Origin of the sequence: Paenibacillus antri (assembly GCF_005765165.1) — a bacterium.
Lineage (GTDB): Bacteria > Bacillota > Bacilli > Paenibacillales > YIM-B00363 > Paenibacillus_AE > Paenibacillus_AE antri.
Window position 1 is genome coordinate 55608 of sequence record NZ_VCIW01000017.1, and the last position, 18711, is coordinate 74318.

The following is an 18711-nucleotide window of genomic DNA, read 5'->3' on the forward strand; positions in this document are numbered from 1 at the left end:
TAATGAAAAAAAGCTATCCGCTGCCATATTTCGTGGCCTTCGGATAGCTACGCTACTTCTCAACGTACTGCAATGCACTGAATAACCAACATTTACCAAATGGTTGTGTTGTTTTTCTAGAGCTCTACCCTTCTCATTAATTAGCCTTCTTTTTTTCAATGCAATATCGAATTTTATCAACAGTGTTACATTTAAAGTATCTCTTTTTTCTCCCATCAGCAAAATAAATAGTTAAATCAGCATTTATCTGGTGCTTTTTCAAGACCGCATGAAGCCCCTTTTCACCAATCCTTAACAATGTACAGACCTCGGCAAAATAATAACCTCTCTTTTCTTGACGATCATTTCTAAGCAAACTAATGCACTCAATCACTTCACTTTCTAAGTACAAGTTGTCCGCTAATGTTCCAAATCCGCTCATGCAGAAAGGATTCAACAACCCTCTCCTTGTAAATTCGAGGATCTTTATAATTGATAGCGAAAATTTATTGTAACCGTAAATGAGTTGGCGAAATGGTGTCCCTACAACGTTTTGATTGCTCACTTTTCCACGAAATTCCTTCAATATATTATCCACCTCAAGCACATCAAAGACGGCATACTGCCTCGTATTGCTGCATATAGGCGTGAGCATTCCTGAGGTAATGAGCGCTTCCACGGAGGTAACATGAATACCTAGTAAAAGTCCAACCTCTCTCTTTGTGAGGAGTGCATGCTCGGAAGTTATTGCTTTGTTCAACGAATTGCGATTAATTAGATACTTACCCTTTCCGCCCTCTTTAACAAGTATTTTTAGACTTCCGGATCTAGCAATCTTTAATAGTTTATCATTGCTCACTCCGGTAATTGTTCTTGCCTCCTCCTTCCTAACGAAATTTCTCTTTTCCAAAAGTTCAGGACTCGTCTTAAAGATGGAAAAGTCCCTCCTAATTTCGCCTGCATCTATTTTTTTGATTACAAATGAACAGTACGTATCTCGAATAGGCCTAAATCTTTCGTTTTCAAACATCCGTTCATAATTTGCTTTATGCATATACATAACTTGACCCGATTTAATCTCAAAGAATTTCGATAAAACCATGTTATAATTTTCAGGGAAGTTGTTGTACATCCAAAATACATTTGCAAATGCATTTGATATTCCGCTACTGCACTGCTTTTTCCCGTCGCGATTGTAAAAACTGGATATGAGTTGCCTGCAGCCCAAAAAGTCTGGCAGTCCCTCCAGCAGATATAGGGAGCAGTGAGCTAGCTTTAAGTATTCATCGATAGAAAACTTAAATGGTAGCGTAGAACCACCTTCGAATATCAACTTAAATAATTCCTTTTGAGACTCCAAATACATCTTGTTGTAAGGCAATACCAACGTCGACTTAGTGAATGAATTACAGCAATTTGGACATTCTCCTGAATGAAAAGCTTTCGCCGAAATATCTCTGTTACAACTTGCACAGGAATCGATTAACATGATGTCATGAATATTGCACATGTTCAAGGGGAGCAGCGTCCAATGAATTTTATGAAAGTACTTTTCCTGTATACAAACAGGGCAAAACTTGACCTTATTTCGTTGTATGATCGTTTTGCTCATGTATTGAGGAATTCTACCCGAAGTTTTAAGTGAAATATGATTATAGAATTCCTCCGGTTTTTTCATTACCAACTTTCCTAACTCGGTGATTGATTCAGTGCTTAGCTCGCTGTTATTAATCTGGGTGGTTGTAGCGCGAATGATCGCGCTTATAGTAGAAATATTAGGATAGTGGTTCAATTCTGATAAACGATAGATATAGCTTGACATACTTTCTCCTCGTTGAATCTCCGGTCGCTTTGGGAGCACTTCCATGATCAATTCCCTTTCCTCCGGTATTGCAATCGTTTTTGTTTCAAATGGTTAATCAATTGATAATACTCCAAATGGTTACCGGGATTCTGATCATTAGGGTTTACCTTATATGCCAAACTTAAAGTCCCATCCTTTATCGGCAAGAGAATGTACTCGTCCGACCAGACATCCATAAAGATGGCAATTTTCCACGGCTGAACTCTTGCCTTAAGGAACCATTGCTCTTTTAACGCAGTTTGACAACTGTAAATTTTCCCCTTATATGAGATTCCTGCCCCGGTGACGTTTGCTTCGGCCGGTTTCAAAATGTCCGGATTTTCCTTCATCCTAAACACCCTCCTAATTCTATTACTATTACTTTGCCCATTTTCTATTAAAAATAATACTAATAGATAGTATTTTTATAATTTTGCTAACTATACGACTGTGTTTTGTTCTTCCCTGGTTGACTACACTTTTAATTAAGAGGTGTATTCATGCCAGAAAATGTACTCGTTTTATTAGGCAAACGCATACGCGATCTAAGGAAAGAACAAGGGTTGTCCCAAGAACAACTTGCCGAACTCTCAGGCTTTCATTACACCTATATTGGTGCAGTCGAACGTGCAGAAAAGAATATAACTGTAATGAACGTATCTAAGATTGCTGCAGCATTAGCTGTGAGTGTTTCCGACTTGTTTTCGTACTCGAAAATAAGTGACACGACACAGAACAAGTCAAGAGATATCGAGGACATCGTTCAGTTACTTCTAAAATCCGATCACCAGCGAGTACGTAAAATCAAAAACGTTATTCTTCAGATCCTTGACGAAGATTAAAAACGGATGTGGCAACTTAGCCACATCCGTTTTTTTAAGACGCTGTCTTTTTTCTTTTTTTTGGCTTCTCCGTCTTCTTCTCGTTCTCCTGAATACTCGCTTTTAGAGCTTGAACCAGATCCAAAATCTTTTCAGTACTTGATTTCGATTCCACGAACACCACTTGTTGACCGGCCACCTTCTGCTGGATCGCATTTTGTAGTCTTAATCGGTATTCGTCTTTGAACTTAGAAAGGTCAAAAGATCTGCTCATCTGTTTAATGAGCAAGTTAGCCAACTTCAACTGATCCTCGCTTACCTCTTTATTGTTCTCTAGGTTAGGTACATGCTCAATCTGACGAACCTCATCGGAGTAATATGCTGTCGTCAGGACCAACCCGTTTTGAAGCGCCTGGATAAGTGCCACACTGCCTCTCGAGCGGATCGTGATAGTGCACACAGCTGCTTTCCTCGTCCCATTAAGAGCTTGTACGAGAAGCTTATATGCGTCCCCTCCAAGTACATCCGGGCCAACATAATATGACTTTTGAAAGTAGACTGGATTAATGTCCCCTAGGTTTACGAATTCGTGAACCTTGGCTTCTTTGATCTTCTCGCCGGCAATAACATCCAATTCATCTTTCCCGAACAACACATATCGACCAAGATCATATTCGAATCCCTTTTCGATATCATCCCATTTCACTTCTGTCTTGCACGAAGGGCATGTTCTAATGCTCTGGACTGGTGTTCCACATTCTTTATGCAATTGTTGAAATGTGATGTCTTTTTCATCTGTTGTCGAGTATAACTTGACTGGTATCTGAACCAGACCGATATTAATCGTTCCCTTCCAAATCGTGTGCATGGGGAACCTCCTAACTTTTTAGTAGGAGTATTCCCATTTTGTCCACCCGAAATACTAATAGTTGAATTGATCGCCTTTACTTTGAATTTTATGCATTAGCCAGTTTCCTGCACCGACTACTGCGAACGTTCTCTCTAACCACTCCAAGGAAATGGTTCCATTTCTCAGGTTATCCCTGACAAAAAATAATGTTTCTGTAATGCCATGTAGTTTAAAGTATCTTTCATTCATCCCATTCTTGGTAATCAATTCCTTAATACTGGAGCATCCATCTATCCCGTATTGTCTTATTAACGCGGCAACCATTTCTTTTTGCCTATCCATTTTCATGTCAGTTTTAAGTTGCTCCACTAAAACCAATTTCTGTTGGAAAAACCATTCTAAAATCTCAGGAGCATATCTTCGTAACCATTTCCTCCCTCTACCTAAAAATTTAAAAAACCTTAGATCTCCCGGCTCTTCTTTACTTTTCAAGCATTTCAATATGTACTCCTTTGTTTTCTTCCATAAATCCAAAATTTCAGAAGAATCTAATTGTTTTCGCTTCACTTTTTTTGGGGGGAGCTTTGCCGACTGCTTTCTTTTCGTTTTTAGACGTTCATCATGTATGATAAATTGAATTTTAGGATCGTAGCAATAATAGTAATACTCGAATTGATCCCAACCGTATAACAATTTTGCATTCCAAACTTTTCGATTCATCGTTCGCAACACACGAATCTTTGAAATCGGGTCATCGTCTTCTTGAAATCGCCGAAATAATTTGAACACCACTTCATCATCAAATACATTATTTTTACTTAGGAAAGCGGTCTTTTTAACAACTTCTGTGGTCGAAATATTTAACTCGTTCGATATTCCCTTAATATCCCACCCATCTATTAGTAGTCGTGCCACTTTCTTTCCAACACGTACCATATCCCCAACTTCGCACCAATCACCGTTTATATTCTCTCCAAACATCATTCCACAATCTTCGCACATATGGACGTTATAATACGGTTCACCCAAACACACCTTTGCCCGAAAATAAACTCTGTGTAAACTATCCATGCTTTTAAAGGACTTGCACCAAGGGTTTAAACATTGAATCTTGACTCTTCCTTCTCTTATAATGCTTTTCACGTAATTGTTGGGTATATCAAGATTGAGAAGTTGTTCGAAGGTTATTTTTTTTCGAAGAGTCACATCGATAATTAAGGGGAGTGTTACTCTTACAGCCATCCCCCCTACCTTACCCTTTTTTACATAATTAACTAATCCATGTACATAATGAGTTGAATATTTGATTTCATTCCTTCTTAATTTTATAGCTTTATCTTGCAACACAAAAAGTATCAAGGCTGCAAGCAATCTCCCCTGAGCATTTTTTCCCTTAAGATTATTATTTTCTTGAAATGTTACATTTGAGTTGGGATCCAATAGGTAGCGCCAAGCGAGGTATTGCGATAACTGATCTTCAATTAAGTCCCAGCTACCTACTATTTCAGATTTGTTTTGGAAAAGAAAGGAATTGCAATATGGACATTTCCCTTGTGCGAGGGTATCGCTAATATATGGGATGGAATTAAAGCAATACTGACAATGATCCATTAATCGAACCTTATGATCATCGCAGATTTCGATCTTCTTTATTTGCCATATCAATTTATACGCCACTTTGTTAGAAATACAATATGGGCAAAATCTCCTATTGATTTTTTCAACGGAATTACCAATGAATGTGCTAACGTCCATCTCGTTCCCTGACAAAAACTTTGCACACATAGGCGTTAACGTCCCCAAGTATATTTGTCTGTCATTGACATCTAGGTACTCAGACAGCAAACGCATATTTATTAATGAGTCAGGTTCCCAATCAATTTTCCAACGAATACGGGGGGCATCTTGCTTTATTCTGACTGACGAGAAAATATCTCTTGTTAAACAATGGTTATGATAAGCAACACGTATCAAGTAAGACGATAAAGACTCATCCTTCATCATCAATGGTTTTTTGGGGTAAGACTTTTTTTCCACCACCAACCGACCTTCCTTCCGAATAAATTATGATTGTGAGAATATTTTTTTAATATCTTCGTCGGCAAATTCGCCCATGACATTATTTCTCGCTTGAATCAGTATTGAAGCATTCAAGTTGTTTAAAAGGCTAAAATCGTTGAAATTGTTATCTAGGACACCTATTATACGAAACGCTTCCTGCAGAATCGGAGTTATCCACCCAACAAGCCCACCTGTAAGTTGATGTATTAACGCAGGATATTCAAACTCTTGGTCACTTAGATAGAGTTTCACTGGTGAGGCGACTTGGTTCTCAATTTCCTTAATGAATTGCACAAACCGATCGTCGCATTCATCAAAATGATTTAATACCGTTTTAGGATATCTTCTAATGTGCTGGGAATTTAGTGTACGTAGTACTTCGGTCTCTTGAGTACCAACGCACACCAAACATATATCACCTGTATTAGCAATATCCTTAACATGTTCCATGATTAGTCGCCGTGTACTATCAGGGTATTTAATTGCATAATCCAGTTCATCAATAATTAACATTTCAACCTTCAAATCTCGAAGTAATTGAAATGCTTGATGTTTGATTGTTCCAATATCTCGAGTTCCAGGATTTACAGGTACTCCCAAGGCCCTTAAAATATTAAGGTATAATTCTTTTTGTGTCAGTGGCATTGGCATAGTTATTAAAAGAACCGGAAAGATTTCAGTTTTGTTCCCTTCTTGGTCTTGCTCGGTGTAATTTTTATTTCTTTCAACATATTTTTTTACACATAATGTTTTCCCTGAACCTGGTTTACCCTGAATAAACAGGCAAATAGGAGAAGTCGTCGTAACCGGGCTATTTCGTTTTAACCAACGGTTATAATCCAATCGTTCCCAAATCCTTTTAACCTCTGAGTGCTCGACATATACTCCAAGCATTCTTTTCTGAAGGGCTTTATATGGGTTATCCATGTCAGTTCTCACCTCTCACTTAGTATTTACGAAAATAAGTTTTGAAATACAAAAGAAAAAGAGAATATGGTTCGACCATATTCTCCAAAATAGCTATTCACGTACTTGATTAAGCTTGGTATCTATTCTTTTTACTAATTGTTCAATGCTCGAAACCTGCCTTTGTATAGTTTCTGATGTAGTGGTTCCACCAGCAACTTGAAGCCTAAATCCTTGCCTCAATGCAGCGCGCCTTGCTTTAGTATTCGTACTTACCATTTGGTTATATTTTTCCTTAATTAAAAGCTTTCCTTGCCTAATTAATTCGGAACCTGGTATTTGTTGCTTCGTAAGTTTCCCTTTTTCAATAAGTATTTTCCGAGTGGCCTGGTACTCTTTCCTGCTCATTCCCCGAATTTCATCGGCCGGTGGACTAATTGACGGAACCTCAACGTATATTTTTGATCTTGGGTCTAACAAGTATATTAGCGATATATCATCAACATTGTATTTTACCTTGCAGTTGTTTTTTTGTTTTCTGCTTATAAACCCGCTAGTTTCCTGCGAAGCATATTTGACGTTTTCTAATCGTATGCCATCGCTGCGGTACGATTTCAATTCAGAGGGCAACAGTTGAATCCGATAATATGCTTCGTCTTCTTCAGGAATTGCCGGAAGGTTCCCCATGACGTCAAGTGCAGTATACAACCTTGCAGCGGGAGTATTACATTCCAACGGTAGACCGGAATGCTCACTATGATGATAAACATCGGTGATGTAATGAATCAGCAATTCCCTTAAATTGTCTAACGTTAAAATAGCCTCAAGCTTGGCTTCCTGACGTATTTCCTTGTCCGAGGTACTCTTGTCACGATAACCCAATAATTTTTGAAGAAAAGCCACGTTTATCGTACCGAAATATCGTTCGATGTTGCCGCCATATCTAGGAGTTGCGATAGGCCGATACCTTACCTCAGCTTCGAGTACATCTTCAATCATACTTTTTACATATGTACTCTGAAAATCTGGACCGTTGTCCATGAGTATGACTGAGGGTTTACCGTGCATTTCCCAGTCATTATGTGTCCCGTAACTCTCTTTCGTTTTTTTGAAAAACAGACCATGTAATAACGTTCTCATTACTTTGTGACCGGATGGATCCTCAAAAGATAAATCCAGACCCCAAACCATTCGAGTATATACACAAAATGCTACAGTCAACCATGGTTCTCCAAGTTCTGCTCCTGTTTCTGGATCAATTAATGTGATTGGAAGTTTGACGTGATCGATCTCAATTAAATGCAACGGGGCTTTTGCAAACTGAGATGCCGCTTTTTCCTGTACAAGTTGTGGATCTACGACATCGCCCTTATGGACGCGCTCCATTACATACTTATCTATTCTGCTCACGATCTTATATACAGTATCGTAGGACAGAGGAGGTAAGTCGGCTTGTGTACAAGCAATCTCAAGATCCTCATGGAGGATATTTACTTTGCGCCGCTTCTTTATAATAAATTTCTCTAACGCAACTTTAAGAATTGGAGCATATTTTTCCGGTTGCTTTAACCGAATATAAATTGTGTCCAATACCATATCTTTTTTCTTTGGATGGGTAAGTTCGATTGCATATTCGTCATTTCGATTATGGGCTTTTAAATGGGCCTTCGACACTAACGCCTCAATACCGTGGTTCGACCGTTCCGATTCAGCCTTCTTATAATCGGCTAAATATCGCTGAATTTGTCTTTCAGATTTTCCGAATTTATGTGCGATGCGCTCAAGAAGATCCTTTCTCTTTAGCGAGTATAAGTCCTCGCCTGGGGCGAAGTAGTATTCAAACTTCTCATTGAAGGTTTGGGCACTATACATATTGCCAGATTTCGCTTCATCATATATTAAGATCGGCAGTATCGCCGCCTTTTTTTGAAACGCCTGTCCCCTCCTTTCATCGGATAAGCTATCCAATAGTGCACTTGTTAAAACATCTTCCTTTGCTTCTTTCCGCTTAAAGTGGAGATAGCTCTTGTCATCAATTTTGAATGTTTTATCTGTAATGACAGATAAATAGTTAACCTTAACGAGTTTCCTTTCGCCTTCCTCTCGATAAATGAGAACATTAGGTGGCTCTATTGCATGTACATGGAACTTTGCGCCCTGCCATTCAAATTCATCGTCAATTTGTAAACGGATAGTTCTCATCATTCACTCTCCTATTCCCACATACGGGAGCAATTCTTGTGATAAATCACCTAATCTAACCACGCTTGATGGACCAATCGGTGCGAGTATATTTGTGCTGAGTTCCCCAAGGAATATTAAATGGTATATTGCAGGAAGGATGTTTCTGAAGTCTGTTTTAGCGCTAAAACTTCTTGCAAGATAGTCTACTGTTGGATTTTCATAATACGCCATTTTCTTCAGGATCTCTGGTATCCAAAGTGGATAATCAACTCTTGGATTTTTAAAGTGCATAATAATTTGAAGATTGTCCTTAACAACTTTAGGGAGAGTCTTCGGTCGTTCGACCGAATATTTCCAGCCCCTTTCGTTGCAATAGTCTAAGCAAGCTCTGTAAAGATGCGGTTGCTGTTCAATAATCTCGTCCCCACCTTTAATCTGGAATAGATGTGGAACTGACCCTCTCCTAAACACAAGAGTATCCGGTACATGTTCTTTCTTCTCTAGCACAAACTGTCGATTCACCTTTTGATGGTGAACTATCACCGGTTGTGGGTAATATCTGACTGTCAATGGGTCAATCTCAAGAAAATAATAAAACAAACCTTCCCCCCACAAAGATTCGTAAGAGATATGTCTACTCATCTTCCTGCTTGGGATTGAGCCAATAACGTGATTGAACTCCCTACTCCCCTTGTTATGTACTTTCCGTTTGGGAGCATAGAGCTGATCCTCATGATCCCACGATATTTTATTTCTCCAATCCACCAACACGCCCCCTTTAAAATGACAATTGATGATATTGCCACCCCCTATTACATTCCTCATTATTTCCAAGTTTTGAATAGGCTAAAATTGGCACGGGAAAAATGTAAAAGAACAGAAAAAGGCCCGAATCATAAGGATTCGGGCGATGACACAGATATTCAATTATGGTGACAAATCATTTTCCGATCGGTGACATTTCAAGTTACAGATGACACATCGCTTTCGTCAGATCCGCTTTGTACGCGGCCGACGCGTCGCCGGTGACGGCGTCGAAGTCGGGATGCGTCGCGAAGCCGAGAACGGCGCCGTCGGCGTCGATATTTTCGATCGGCTGGCCTCTGCGTCCGTCGAACGTAATCGCGTTCGCCGAGAACGTCTGCTTCGTGAAGCCGCGATGATGCGGGCTGTCATAGAAGTCGTAGTATCCGCTCTTGACCGCGAGCGGTTCGCCGAACGCATGAATAATGAAGGAGTTCTGTTCGGCTTGCACGTGGCTGTAGCTGCCGTACGGACTGGAGCGGAAGTACAACGACGTCCGATCCGGATCGTACAACTCGGAATGCATCGCGACGTAGCCCGTCGTCTCGAACCACTTGCCCTTCGGCAAATCCATCGGCGGACGCGAACCGAGGTCGGCATCGCCATAGAAATATTCCTGAAGCCCGGTCGTCGGAACGCCGATCGCTTCGGCTTGCCATTTCAGCCTAACGTCCTGATACATCTGCGCGAGGCGGTTAAGCATCGTAACGCTCGGCGCGCCTGGCGTGTAATGGGCATCGTTCCCGAAGACGCCGGTCGGGCTGCCGTGCGGGAACATGTACAACGGGTACAATCCTTCGTTTCTGGAAAACGCTTTGTCGTACAAGTTGATGACGCCCGCGCTAAGCAAGATATCCATCAACTCTTTATTGGAAGAGGATGACCATTGCCAATAGCCGGTCCCTTGCGACCAGGAGCCGTCTTCCCCGCCCCACGGCGGCAGGATGTTGATATAGGCCGGGACCGTTCGGGCGAACCAATCGTCCGCTTCCGGAAGATCGTGCATCAGCGCGACGGAAATAATGGCGATATACCCCATCGTCGTCCAGCCGTGAGAGTCGTACGGGTTTTGCGGGATGGCGTGTTGTACGAGAACCTTGTCGATCAGCGTCCCCGTCCGCGTCTGGATCATGTTCTGAACCGTCTGCCGCTCGGTCGGCGAAAGCAGCTCATAGATCCAGTCGTACACGATCGCCGAGCGGTACGCGATCGCGCGGTGCACTTGGTCCTGAATTTCGTATTTCGTCGAGCCGAAAGGATTCCACGAAGCGATCTTCAGGAGGCGGGACTTCGCGTCCGCGCCGTACGCCGCATTCCCCGTAATCAGGTAGGCGAACGCGCTGTCGACCATCAGACCGAGCGCCGCTTCCGAATAGTTGCGCAGCACCCGCTGCGCCTCTACGAACTGAGCGGAGCTCGTCGGCACCTCGTTGTTCATGTACGGGAACGTCGGCTCGTTCGGAACGTTCTTATTGAGGTTCGCGATGACCGACGCCTCGAGCGTATCGAAGATTTGCTTCGACTTGCCTTCCAGTCGCAACGCGCGGAAAGCCGCAAGGTCTTCGGCGTTCGTCCAGATGCGGGGGTGACCCGCCTCTACTTGACTGATCAGGCCCTGAAGGTCCGGAACCGGGAACGGCACGGCGTTCTCGTCGATACGGAACTCGCGGACCGTACTCCAATCCGACCAGCCGCTTGCGGTCCGATACCGCACCTGCCAGTACCAGATGCCCGTGTCGAACGTGACCGGGAAGTTATGGTAGTTCACGTTCAACGTCACATCGAACTCCGGCGCGGCCATCGACGCGTCGCGGCCGACTTGAAGCTGATATTGACTCGCGCCGGCGATGTGCGCCCAGCTGAAATCCGGAGGATTTTGCGTCGTGACGAGCCCGTCCGTCGGACGGAACGGCATGTTCAATCCCCGGAGCTTGTCGGCCGGCCAACCGGAGTCAGCCGCTTGCGCAGTCGGAGTTTGCGTTGCGGGACTAAAGTTTAACGAACCGAACAGTACGAAAAATAGCAACGACCAAATCGCTTGCCTTTTCAACCTTACGTGTTTCGTCAACTTCACTTCATCCTCTCTAAGATGAAAATACGCCTTCCACCGCTTCCTTCATGTAGTCCCGGATCAGAATCGATTGATGCGCAAGCCTGGATCGCTCCGCGGCGAATGCCATGACATGGCTTTGCACGGAGACGGCGGCCGACGACACGCTCTCGCTCTTCCCGCCGCTTCGCACGAGCTCCGAGAAATCCTTCATGATCCCGCGATCCCCGCCGCCATGGCCGTGCGCGGCCATCGGAAGCTGAATCGTCTCGACCCGTCCGGTCTTGAAATCCGAAATTTCGATAACGCCCTTGCCCATATGCGCGCGAATCTGCCCCTTGGTTCCCATCAGCTTGACGGTGCGACCGCCGTCGGTCGTGAACGCCGTCATCGTGAACGTCGCCGTAATGCGGTTCTCGAACTCCATCGCGACGACCTGGTGATCCACGACGTCGTTGTCGCAATGATAGACGCATCGGCCGTAAGGTCCGGTGCGAAGCGCTTCCATGATGCCTTCGACGGAGGGATCGTTCGTGAGCGCGAGCCCGAGCCCCTTCGCGTCCTCGACGCCGAAATAAATGTCGGGCGCATAGTACGCGCACTCGTCGCGCGCGGGGCAGCCGTCCAAGCAGCGCAGCGGCGCGCCTTCGGGGGCGTTCTCCTTCGTGAAGTGCCGCAGTCCCCCGTACGATGTGAGCTTGGCGCAATCCGCGCCGGCGAGCCAGACGAGGATGTCCATGTCGTGGCAGCTCTTGGCCATGATCATCGGGTTGGATTCCCCGGCCTTGCTCCAGTTGCCTCGAACGAAGCTATGCGCTTGATGCCAGTAGCCGACGTTCTCGATCATGTCGATCGTGACGAGGTCGCCGATGCGCCCCTCCTCGATCACTCGCTTAAGCGTGGAGAAGAACGGCGTATACCGTAAGACGTGACACACGCTGAAAACTCGATCAACCCGTTTCGCCGCCTCGGCAAGCGAGACGCACTCGCGAAGATCGTTCGACATCGGCTTCTCGAGCAGCACGTGGTACCCTTGCTCCAACGCGCGAATCGCAGGCTCGTAATGCATCCGGTCCTGCGTGCAGATGAGGACGGCGTCCGCCATCCGAGGCTGGGAGAGCAACGTCTCCCAGTCGTCGAAACGGCGCTCTTCCGAGATGCCGTGCATCTCCGCGAACGTCCGTCTTCTCGCCTCGTCCGGCTCGGCGACCGCGACGATGTTTAATTCATTCGGAAAATCCAGGGCATATTGCGCGTAGGCTCTGCCCCTGCCGCCCGCCCCGAGGACGATCGCCGTGACTTGTTTCATGTTGTACTCTCCTTTGTAAGCGCCTGGCCGAAGACTCCGGATTACCCTTTCACGGAGCCGATCAGCGCGCCTTGCTCGAAATGCTTCTGGATGAACGGGTAAATGATCAGGAGCGGCAAGCAGCCGAACAGAATGACCGCATACTTGAGCGAATCCAAGACGACCTTCTTCCCGCCTACGCCCGTCGCCTCGAGCACATCCCCCGCCTGGCCGACGACGACCAAATTACGGATGACGAGCTGTAACGGGAACATCGTGCTGTCCCGTAGCAATATGAGCGCGCTGGTGAAGTCGTTCCAAATGGCCACGGTGTAGAACAGCCCGATCGTCAACAACACCGGTTTGGAAAGCGGAATGACGATACGCGTCAGAATCGTCAAATCCGAAAGCCCATCGACGCGGCCCGACTCCTCGATCTCCTTCGGCAAGTTCTGGAAGAACGTCCGCATGATGATGAGCCACACCGTATTGATCGCGTTCGGCAACACCACGGCCCAGATCGTGTCGAGCAGCCCGTACGACCTCGCGACGAGGAAGAACGGAATCATGCCGCCGTTGAAAATCATCGTGAAGACGATCATGAGCATGATCGGGGCGCGGAATACCAGATTTTTCCTCGACAGCGAATAGGCGGCCGAAATCGTAAGCGACATCGAAATCGTGAGAGCGAGCACGGCGTAAATCAGCGTATTCCGATAGCCGACCCACAACCGAGGATCCTGAAGCACCGCGTTGAGAGCGTCTAATTGAAAGCCTTTCGGGAAGAAGGTGATCTCGTTCCGAACGACATATTCCGGCGCGCTCACCGCGACCGAAGCCATGTGAAAGAACGGAAACAGACAAGCGATCGCCACGAAAGCGAGCAGCAGGAAGTTGACGACATCGAATATTCCGATCTTTTTTACCATAAACTCGTGTCCCCCAATCTCCTGCAGATTCGGTTCGTGGTATACACCAACAAGAGGGAGAAGACCGCCATCGAAATGTCGACCGCGGAGGCTTGACTGAAGCTGCCGCCCAAGATGCCGAGCCGGTATACATAGGTTGAGACGATATCAGCCGTATCCATGTTCGCCGGGTTGCCGAGCAGGAACGCCTTCACGAAGTCGATCTCGAGAACGCTGCCGATCGACATAATAAACATGATGACGATGGCTGGCATGATCCCTGGCAGCGTCACGTGAATCGTCTGTTTCCAGCGACCCGCGCCGTCCATCCTCGCAGCCTCATACAGCTGCGGATCGATGGCCGCCATCGCGGCAAGGAAAATAATCGTCCCGTACCCCGCCCCGACCCAAATATCGGAGGCGATAAAGATCGTGCGGAACCATTCGGCTTTCTGCAAGAAGTAGATCGGTTCGTACCCGAAGGATATGAGAGCTTTGTTCACAAATCCCGTGCTCGGCGACAGCAACATGATCAGAAGGCTGGACACGACGACCGTAGACAAGAAGTACGGCAAATAACTGACGCTCTGAACGAATCTCCGATATTTCTTCCAGCGCATCTCGTGGAACAAGATCGCGAGGATGATCGGCGCCGGAAATGTAAAGATGAGCTTATACAAGCCTAAGATAAGGTTGTTCCGAACGACGTTCCAAGAGTTCGGGTTCGTGAAGAACGCCTCGAAATGCTTGAAGCCGACCCATGGACTTCCCCAAAATCCCTTGAACAGATTGAAGTCCATGAAGGACACCGCGACCCCGAACATCGGAGCGTATCTGAACATGATGTAGTGTATTAAAGCGGGTACGAGCAACAGCAGGTACACTCGGTCTCGCTTGACCTGGTCCAGGACGGATAAACGTCTCATGGCTCCACTCCTCCTGAAAGCGGCGCAGGGCCGGACGCTCCACAGAACGCCGGCCCTGAGGCTTGCCTATTTCTAAATTATTTCGTATTCGCGATTTGACGATCGAGCGCAGCTTGGTACGTCGCCTTGATTTCGTTCAGGCCGTTCTTGCTGAGATCGGCGACGAACGTCTCCCACTCGCTCATCGGACGCTCGCCGTAGATGAACTTCGCGACTTCGCCCGTCCAGAACTTCCAGATCTGGTCGTTCAGCGGAGCGACCGCTGCGGCTTCGTCCGGCGTCAGCGCGGCGCGCGAATATGCGACCGGGTGGCGATACTTCGGCGCTTCGACATATGCCTCTTGCTCGCTTTCCTTCACAAGCGACAGCCATGCGTTGAAGTCGAACCAGCCGTACGTCGCGGCCGTCTGGATGCCGGAGATGATACGGAGGTCGTTAGGCTCCTTGTAGTTGTCGTTGAACTTGCGCTTGCCGTCCACGACCGTATACGTCTCGCCTTCTTTGCCCCAGCTTTGAATGTCTTTGCCCTTCTCGGAGAACACATAGTCCAGGTAACGGAACGCTGCGTCCATGTTCTTGGACGTGGAAGCCACCGCCATACCGTAGCTTTCCGTACCGCCGCGCGGCAAGTACGGCTTGTCGCCTACGCCGATTGGAGGCGGCATGAACTTCAGATGCTGGCCTTCCGGCAGCTGGTTGTTCATGATTTCGATCTGACCGATGAATTGGACCGTGATGAACGCCTGATTGTTAGACATAAATTGCGTCCATGCCTTGTAGTCCATCGTTAACCAGTCCGGGGGGATGAGCTCTTCGGCCAAGAATTTGCCCAGCGTCTCCACCAACGTCTTGGCGTTCGGATCCTCGAGGCCGAACTTAACCTTCGTCGGATCCGCCGGGTCCGGATGAATTTCCGGATAGAAGTTGAAGGACGGTCCGAACGTGTCCAGCGTGCCGATGCCGTGGCGGAACATGAACGGATAGCTGTCCGGATAAAGTTCCTTCAGTTGCTTCGAAACCGTGTACAATTCGTCCCACGTCTTCGGCACTTGCAGGTTATGCTTCGCGAAAATATCGTCGCGGTAGAACCATACCATCTGGCTGCCTTCGCCCGCGCCGTCGTTGATGATGCTGTAGATTTCGCCGGTCGGCGTGACGACGCGTTCTTTCACGCCTGGGTGGGCGTCGAGGAACGCCTTCACGTTCGGCATCTTATCCATATGCTGCGACAAATCGACGAACGCGCCTTGCGGACCATACTTCGAAACTTCGCTCGGGAATACCGACAGAATGTCGGGCATGTCGCCCGAGGAGATGGCCAGGGCCAACGATTCCGGACCCGTCATCAATTCTTGTTTAACCGTAATATTCGTTTCTTCTTTAACCCACTTCCACACGCCCCAATCTTCCTTCGGAGGCCAAGCCGTGCTGTTTTCCGTCAGGATGCGGATCGTCGCCTCTTCAGGCAACGCCGGCTCCGCCGGCTGTTCCGGCTGTTCCGGCTGCTCGCCCTGCGCCGCGGGTTCCGTCGGCTCGGTTTCCTCGGGAGCCGATCCGCTTCCTCCGCTGCAAGCGCTGACCAAAAGGGCCAGCAGAAGGATCGACGACGATAAAGTCAGCTTATTTGTTTTCAAATCTGATCCCGTCCTTTTTTGTTGTATGTTTGCGGCGGGCGTCGCGCCCCTCTCGCTTGCTCCCATCGTAGACGCCCGGCGCCTAGAGGGTAAATAAGCCGTTGTCGTCGTCGGTTGCACTTTTTTCGGATAGATGAAAAAAGGCTCACTTTTCCCCAAAAAAGATAAAAACGACGGCAGGCCCAGGGTATGCCTGGTTATCCTGACGTCGTTTCGCCGTCCGGGCGGTCGTGGTCGCCTTTGCGATAATCGCTGGGCCGGAGCCCCGTGTATTTCTTAAACATTCGATTGAAGGACGTAATGTTGCGGTACCCTACGGCTTCCGCCACCTCTTGCACCTTCATTCGCGTATCCAAAAGCAGCTCCGCCGCCTTCCGGATCCGGGTCTCGTTCACGTACTCCACGATATTGGTGCCGGTCTTCTCCTTAAAGTAAGAGGACAGGTAACCGCTGCTTAGATTCAGCTTTTCGGCCAGCGCGTCCAGATAAATCTCCTCCGCCATATGGTTCTGTACGTAATCGATGACGAACGAGGTCACTGCATCCTTCGGTTCCGCCTTCTTCTCTTGTACCGCATGGGCGGTTAACGTTACCCATTCCAGGAGCTGACGCTCCAGCTCCGCCACGGTGACGCAGCGCGAAATTTTGTCCGCGCTGTTGGCCAAGATTTCGTCCAGCCTCGGGAGGCCGATCCTCTCCAGCGCCGCAAGCCGGATTCGTTCCTCCACCCGTTCGGCGAATCGATGCCACGTCGCGGCCGTCGCCGCCGGGGAACGCCATTCCGAGAAGAAGTTCCGCACGATATTCGAGGCGGCTTCCTCGTTCCCTTCGCGGATATTCGCGCGGAATTGAACGTCCTGCTCCTGGGTGAACGCGAGCTCGACCGGACCGGTCGGCGCCGCGCTCACGATTTGCGTCTCGTCGACGAGCAGCCGCTCCTCGATCCGTTCCCTCACTTCCCGGTACGCTGCGTTCATCTGATCGGAGCTGTCGTACGTCGATGTGACCGCGATCGTAATCGTACCGCTGTCCCGGTCCTGATCGAACACCGCCTTCATGTCGCGCAGAAGCGCATGCAGCTCGTCTCCGTCTTCGATGAAGACCATGCTTAGAATTTGGTTATATTCGGTCTGGAATGTTAGCGCATCCGGGAACGATCGGTTCAGCTTGTCCTCGATAAATACCTTCATATAATATAGCCAACTCTGGAACGTGCCCTCCGGCCACGCCGCGTTATTCTTCTCGATAACGTGGAACAGTACGAACACGTACGGCTTGTCGATAAATTCGAGCTTCGCTCGATCGTACTCGCTGTCGCGGATATCCTTCAAGTGATTTAGGAATGCCCACTGCTTCATTAATCGGTTCTTGTCACGCAGCTGACTGCCGATGATGTCGAATTCCCGGATACTCGAGCGGTACTGTTCGCCCTCTCCGGGACCGCGAATCGAATCGATCAGCTTCCGGAACGGATTGTTTATACGAGCGGCGAGGAACAACGACATAACGACGCTGAGCGCGATGACCGCGATGACGACGACGACGACGGTGAAGTTCAGCTGCGTCTGAGACGCCAGCTGCGCGGCCGGGAGGCGATGCAAGTATGTCAACCCGCTCGAGGGATCCTTCATATAGAAGTGATACTTGTCATCTTGGATGAATGCGGAATTCCTAGACGCGAGCTCTTCGAGCGCAGGATATTCCTCGTTCGCGGCGCGGTTATAAATCACTTGTCCTCGACCGTCGTAAATGACAAGATCGTCGTTGGACGCCTGGTGGAAGGCGTTGTACATCTTCGCCGCATCGAGGAAGACCACCATATAAAAATCGTGGTTGTCCGCGCGTTTGAAGACCATCGGGATGTAATTCCCGAGCGTCTCCTTCCGACCTTCAAAGATGTTCGAATAAAACGTATCTGCAGGAAACATGCGTTGCGTATAAGATTCGTTGAATTGTTGTTCCCAGAACTCCAGCGGATACCGTTCGCTCGCCATGAACGCCTTGAACATCGTATCGTTCGACGAGCTCGTCCCCTTCTCGACCGCGAACCGGCCGAGCTCGCTATTCTGAGCATAAAACACGATATTGTTAATATAGAGGTTCGGATTGCCCACCCACGTTAGAATGTCCGAGATGACCTTGGGAAAAAACGTATAACGAGGATCGCTTTGCAGCCGCTGAACGTTATCGCTGAAGTAGAAAAAATACATCTGCTTCGTTATGATTTCGAAGTGGTTCTCGTAATTTTCCATCGTATTCCGCAGCATGAGCGTATTGTATTTCACGATCTCATGTCGAACGTTGCTCTTCGACACGGAGAGGGCGTACGAGGTCAAACAAACCAGCAGCAGGATGATGCAAAGAAATCCCGCGACCAATCGCAGGAACAGCGAATTGGATCTCATTCGAATTTGACGGAGTCGGCGGAGCTTCGGCACGGGTCATCCTCACTTTCTG

14 protein-coding genes and 1 pseudogene are annotated in these 18711 nt (G+C 47.5%); 1 reads left to right on the forward strand and 14 read right to left on the reverse strand.

Annotated elements, in window-relative coordinates; translation table 11 throughout:
- Window positions 1–136: 136 nt before the first annotated feature.
- The 3 genes and pseudogenes from FE782_RS22095 to FE782_RS22100 form a co-directional block, all read right to left on the reverse strand.
- Window positions 137–1312, reverse strand: coding sequence for a hypothetical protein (locus tag FE782_RS22095; protein ID WP_238392610.1), 1176 nt, complete (start codon window positions 1310–1312; stop codon window positions 137–139).
- 162 nt (window positions 1313–1474) lie between these two features.
- Window positions 1475–1846 (reverse strand): annotated as a pseudogene (locus FE782_RS33355) (TniQ family protein); the annotation flags it as partial.
- 2 nt (window positions 1847–1848) lie between these two features.
- On the reverse strand, window positions 1849–2172 hold the full coding sequence (locus FE782_RS22100; RefSeq protein WP_138196515.1) for a hypothetical protein: 324 nt from the start codon (window positions 2170–2172) through the stop codon (window positions 1849–1851).
- 150 nt (window positions 2173–2322) lie between these two features.
- Here FE782_RS22100 and FE782_RS22105 point away from each other — a divergent pair, with 150 nt between their 5' ends.
- Window positions 2323–2664 (forward strand): helix-turn-helix domain-containing protein, encoded by a 342-nt coding sequence (locus FE782_RS22105; RefSeq protein ID WP_138196516.1) that lies wholly within the window; start codon window positions 2323–2325, stop codon window positions 2662–2664.
- A 34-nt stretch (window positions 2665–2698) separates the two neighbouring features.
- Here the strand turns inward: FE782_RS22105 and ku are convergent, their stop codons facing one another.
- The 11 genes from ku to FE782_RS22160 all read right to left on the reverse strand — a co-directional run bounded on the left by ku (window position 2699) and on the right by FE782_RS22160 (window position 18692).
- Window positions 2699–3511, reverse strand: coding sequence for a non-homologous end joining protein Ku (gene ku, locus FE782_RS22110; RefSeq protein ID WP_138196517.1), 813 nt, complete (start codon window positions 3509–3511; stop codon window positions 2699–2701).
- 54 nt (window positions 3512–3565) lie between these two features.
- Window positions 3566–5533 carry a TniQ family protein gene (locus tag FE782_RS22115; protein ID WP_138196518.1) on the reverse strand — a complete coding sequence of 656 codons (1968 nt, stop codon included), beginning with the start codon at window positions 5531–5533 and terminating at the stop codon, window positions 3566–3568.
- Window positions 5534–5557: 24 nt separating this feature from the next.
- Complete coding sequence (locus FE782_RS22120) at window positions 5558–6481, reverse strand: TniB family NTP-binding protein (RefSeq protein ID WP_138196519.1); 924 nt, start codon at window positions 6479–6481, stop codon at window positions 5558–5560.
- A gap of 93 nt (window positions 6482–6574) precedes the next feature.
- A complete protein-coding gene (locus FE782_RS22125) occupies window positions 6575–8662 on the reverse strand; it encodes a TnsB C-terminal domain-containing protein (RefSeq protein WP_158299503.1) in 2088 nt (695 codons plus the stop codon).
- Between the two features lie 3 nt (window positions 8663–8665).
- Complete coding sequence (locus FE782_RS22130) at window positions 8666–9409, reverse strand: hypothetical protein (RefSeq protein WP_138196521.1); 744 nt, start codon at window positions 9407–9409, stop codon at window positions 8666–8668.
- 202 nt (window positions 9410–9611) lie between these two features.
- Window positions 9612–11516, reverse strand: coding sequence for a DUF4962 domain-containing protein (locus tag FE782_RS22135; protein WP_138196522.1), 1905 nt, complete (start codon window positions 11514–11516; stop codon window positions 9612–9614).
- 16 nt (window positions 11517–11532) lie between these two features.
- Entirely contained in the window at window positions 11533–12807 is a 1275-nt protein-coding gene (locus FE782_RS22140) for a Gfo/Idh/MocA family protein (RefSeq protein WP_138196523.1), read from the reverse strand.
- Window positions 12808–12848: 41 nt separating this feature from the next.
- Window positions 12849–13715 carry a carbohydrate ABC transporter permease gene (locus tag FE782_RS22145; protein ID WP_138196524.1) on the reverse strand — a complete coding sequence of 289 codons (867 nt, stop codon included), beginning with the start codon at window positions 13713–13715 and terminating at the stop codon, window positions 12849–12851.
- Window positions 13709–14620: an ABC transporter permease gene (locus FE782_RS22150; protein WP_138196525.1), complete on the reverse strand. Its 912-nt coding sequence runs from the start codon at window positions 14618–14620 to the stop codon at window positions 13709–13711. The genes FE782_RS22145 and FE782_RS22150 overlap by 7 nt, the downstream gene beginning before the upstream one ends.
- Window positions 14621–14697: 77 nt before the next feature.
- Window positions 14698–16254, reverse strand: a complete 1557-nt coding sequence (locus FE782_RS22155; RefSeq protein ID WP_138196526.1) for an extracellular solute-binding protein — start codon at window positions 16252–16254, stop codon at window positions 14698–14700.
- A 197-nt stretch (window positions 16255–16451) separates the two neighbouring features.
- Entirely contained in the window at window positions 16452–18692 is a 2241-nt protein-coding gene (locus tag FE782_RS22160) for a helix-turn-helix domain-containing protein (RefSeq protein ID WP_138196527.1), read from the reverse strand.
- Window positions 18693–18711: the final 19 nt, after the last annotated feature.